Here is a 3,691-nt window from a genome sequence, read left to right on the forward strand (position 1 = left end):
GCCGTCATCGTCATTATCGTCACCGGCCTGACGCTGGCGTTCGGCGAGAGCAGCGGCGGCTTCCGGCGCCTCATCCAAATCGTCTTCGGCCTGTCGATCGCATTCGCGGCATCGAGCTTCTTCCTCAGCTTCTTCAGCTTCGGCGGTGGGGCGCTGATCGCGTGATCGGCGCCGGAAAATATCTCGAAGGTTTCGAGGCTCCCATTCACGGGAGTCTCGGATCTCCGATCCTGCTCGGCGGCGCACCGCGCGGGCTTGCGATCGTCAATGGAACGCTGGCCGCCGCCGTCGGCCTCGGCCTTCAACAATGGATCGCCGGTCTCGTGCTCTGGGCGATCGGTCACAGCATAGCCGTCTTTGCCGCCCGCCGTGACCCGGACTTCGCTCCCGTATTGATCCGTCATCTCCGCCAGAAAGGCTATTTCGCGTGCTGAACCTCGCCGAATATCGTCACCGGCCCGACCGGCTGGCGGACCATCTTCCATGGGCGGCGCTCGTCGCGCCTGGCGTCATCCTCAACAAGGATGGGAGCTTCCAGCGTACGCTGCGTTTCCGAGGCCCTGACCTGGAGTCCGCAACCGAGGGCGAACTGATTTCGGCCTGCGCCCGGGCAAACAATGTCCTCAAGCGGTTCGGGACGGGCTGGGCGCTGTTCTTCGAAGCCGAGCGACGCGAGGCATCTGCCTACCCTGATAGCGACTTTCCGGACGCCGCGTCCTGGCTGGTCGACCAGGAACGCCGCGCCGCCTTCCTCGGCGAAGGCGAGCACTATGAGAGCCGCTACCATTTGACGCTGACCTGGCTGCCCACGCCCGATAGCGCCGAGGCGGCCGGCCGGTCGCTGGTCGAGCGACCCGATGCCGACAAGGGCCGCGACTGGCATGGCGCACTGTCCAGCTTCATCGCCGAAAGCGATCGCGCCCTGGATCTCTTCGCGAGCTTCATGCCCGAGGTCCGCGCCCTCGATGACTCCGAGACGCTGACCTTCCTGCACAGCACGATCTCCAATCGCCCGCATCATGTCGCGGTCCCGGAGACGCCGGTCTATCTTGACGCGCTGCTCGTCGACACGCCGCTGACCGGCGGCCTGGAGCCGCGGCTCGGCGGAACCCACCTTCGCACCCTGACCGTGCTCGGCTTCCCAAGCATCAGCCGGCCGGGAATCCTCGATGCGCTCAACCATCAGGACTTCGGCTATCGGTGGGTCACGCGCTTTCTCGCGCTCGACAAGAGCGACGCCACCAAAGCGCTGACCAAGCTACGTCGGCAGTGGTTCAACAAGCGCAAGTCGATCACCGCGCTCCTGCGCGAGGTCATGTACAACCAGCCATCGCAGCTGCTCGACACCGACGCCGACAACAAGGTGGTCGATGCCGACCTCGCGCTTCAGGTCCTGGGCGGCGACCATGTCGCGTTCGGACACCTGACCACGACAATCACGGTCAGCGATAGTGATCGCGCCGGCGTCGAAGACAAGGTCAGGCGGGTCGAGCGGATCGTCAACGGGCTCGGCTTCACGACGATACGAGAAGGCGTCAATGCGGTCGAGGCGTGGCTGTCGTCGCTGCCAGGGCAAGTCTACGCGAACGTCCGGCAGCCCCTGGTCCACACGCTGAACCTTGCGCATCTGATGCCGCTGTCGTCGGTCTGGGCCGGCCCTGTACGTAACGCCCATCTCGACGGCCCACCGTTGCTCCATGCCAGCACGGCAGGATCGACGCCGTTCCGCCTGTCGACGCACGTCGGCGACGTCGGGCACATGCTGGTGGTCGGACCGACGGGCGCTGGCAAATCGGTGTTGCTCGCGTTGATTGCACTTCAGTTCCGGCGCTACGCGGGCTCTCAGGTCTATATCTTCGACAAGGGGTTTTCCGCACGGGCGGCCGTGCTGGCGATGGGCGGCGCACACCATGCGCTCGGACTCGGTGCCGATGCGGGTGAGACGCTGGCGTTCCAGCCTTTGCGCAGGATCGATGACGCCACCGAGCGAAGCTGGGCGGCGGAATGGATCGCGGCACTGCTCGCCCACGAGAAGGTCCTCGTCACGCCCGAAGTGAAGGATACCGTCTGGTCGGCGCTCGGCAGCCTCGCGTCTGCGCCGCCGGAGGAACGCACCCTTACCGGGCTGACTCTGCTCCTCCAATCCAATGCGCTTCGCACCGCGCTCGGCGCCTACACGCTGGACGGCCCCTATGGACGGCTGCTCGACGCGGCCGAGCAGCATCTCGCCTTCGCTGATGTGCAGTGCTTCGAGACCGAGGAGCTAATGGGCCAGGCCGGCGTGGTGGCGCCCGTGCTGACCTATCTCTTCCACCGGCTGGAAGAGCGGTTCGATGGCCGGCCGACCCTGCTGGTACTCGACGAGGCCTGGATATTCCTTGACCATCCCCTGTTCGCCGCGCGCATCCGCGAATGGCTGAAGGTGCTGCGCAAGAAGAACGTCGCGGTGCTGTTCGCGACGCAGAGCCTCGCCGACATCGCGTCGAGCAGCATCGCGCCGGCCATCATCGAGAGCTGCCCGCAGCGCATCCTGCTGCCCAATGATCGCGCGATCGAGCCGCAGAGCCGCGAGGCCTATGAGCGGTTCGGCCTGAACGATCGCCAGATCGAACTGGTCAGCCGCGCCACGCCGAAGCGGCAATATTACCTGCAGTCGACGCGCGGCAACCGGCTGTTCGAACTGGGCCTCGGCCCGATCGCGCTCGCCCTGTGCGGCGCGTCCGACCCCACCACGCAATCGCGGATCGACGCGATGATCGCCGACGATGGCCTCTCGGACTTCGCAGCCCGCTTCCTCGCGTCCGCTGGCCTCGACTGGGCCGCCGACCTGCTCGCCGATTTTCCCGCCCCCCAAGCAATGGAGTAATGTGATGCGTTTCCTTACCCGCAAATATCTGATCGCGAGCGCGCTAGGCCTCGGGACAGCCGGCTCGCTCGCCATGGGCCTGGCCGTGACAACTACGCCTGCCCACGCGCAGCTGACGGTGTTCGACCCGAGCAATTACAGCCAGAACATCCTGACGGCCGCCCGGACGCTCACCCAGATCAACAACCAGATCCAGTCGCTGCAGAACCAGGCGCGCAGCCTGCTCAACCAGGCGAAGAACCTGACGACGATCGATTTCCCCGAGCTGCAGGCGCTGACCCAGACGCTGCAGCAGGTTGACCGCCTGATGGGACAAGCCCAGGGCATCCGGCTCCAGGTCTCCGGCCTCGACCAGCAATTCCACCAGATCTTCCCGCAGAGCTTCGGCCAGGCATTGCGGATGAACGACCAGGTCGTTGCTGCTCGCTCTCGCCTCGACACCGCGATGACCGCCTACCAGCACACGATGACCGTGCAGGCACAGGTCGTCGAAAATGTCGCCGCGGATGCCCAAACCCTGTCTTCGCTGGTCGCGAAGAGCCAGGGTGCCGAAGGATCCTTGCAGGCCCAACAGGCCACCAATCAGCTGCTCGCGCTCACCGCCAAGCAGCAGTTCCAGATCCAGAACATGATGGCCGCCCAGTATCGCGCCGAGACGATCGAGCGCGCGCGGCAGGCGCAAGCGCAGATCGATGCGCAGGCGGCGACCAAGAAGTTCCTCGGTTCCGGCACCGCCTACACCCCCCACTAGGCGCGCCGGAGGGCGGCGACGGTCCGCCTCCCGTCGTCGTCGCCGCGGGGCGGGGCTTCGCTCTCCCGGTCTCG

The 3,691-nt window shown here is 66.0% G+C and carries 4 protein-coding genes; all 4 read left to right on the forward strand.

The window, feature by feature from the left end:
* Window positions 1-165 (forward strand): TrbC/VirB2 family protein (locus ACETPF_RS20895; RefSeq protein ID WP_373936551.1); only part of this gene is annotated, 165 nt, incomplete at its 5' end.
* Window positions 162-434, forward strand: a complete 273-nt coding sequence (locus tag ACETPF_RS20900; protein WP_373936548.1) for a conjugal transfer protein — start codon at window positions 162-164, stop codon at window positions 432-434. The genes ACETPF_RS20895 and ACETPF_RS20900, both read left to right, overlap by 4 nt.
* A complete protein-coding gene (gene trbE / locus ACETPF_RS20905; protein ID WP_373936549.1) occupies window positions 428-2,866 on the forward strand; it encodes a conjugal transfer protein TrbE in 2,439 nt (812 codons plus the stop codon). The genes ACETPF_RS20900 and trbE overlap by 7 nt, the downstream gene beginning before the upstream one ends.
* A gap of 4 nt (window positions 2,867-2,870) precedes the next feature.
* Window positions 2,871-3,617, forward strand: a complete 747-nt coding sequence (trbJ, locus tag ACETPF_RS20910) for a P-type conjugative transfer protein TrbJ (RefSeq protein WP_373936550.1) — start codon at window positions 2,871-2,873, stop codon at window positions 3,615-3,617.
* The last annotated feature ends 74 nt before the right edge of the window (window positions 3,618-3,691 follow it).

It is taken from the genome of Sphingobium agrisoli, assembly GCF_041877245.1.
Lineage (GTDB): Bacteria > Pseudomonadota > Alphaproteobacteria > Sphingomonadales > Sphingomonadaceae > Sphingobium.

Bases quoted from the DNA above. Each gene is read 5' to 3' on its own strand.
- trbJ (WP_373936550.1), top strand. From the start codon at position 2,871: ATGCGTTTCCTTACCCGCAAATATCTGATCGCGAGCGCGCTAGGCCTC.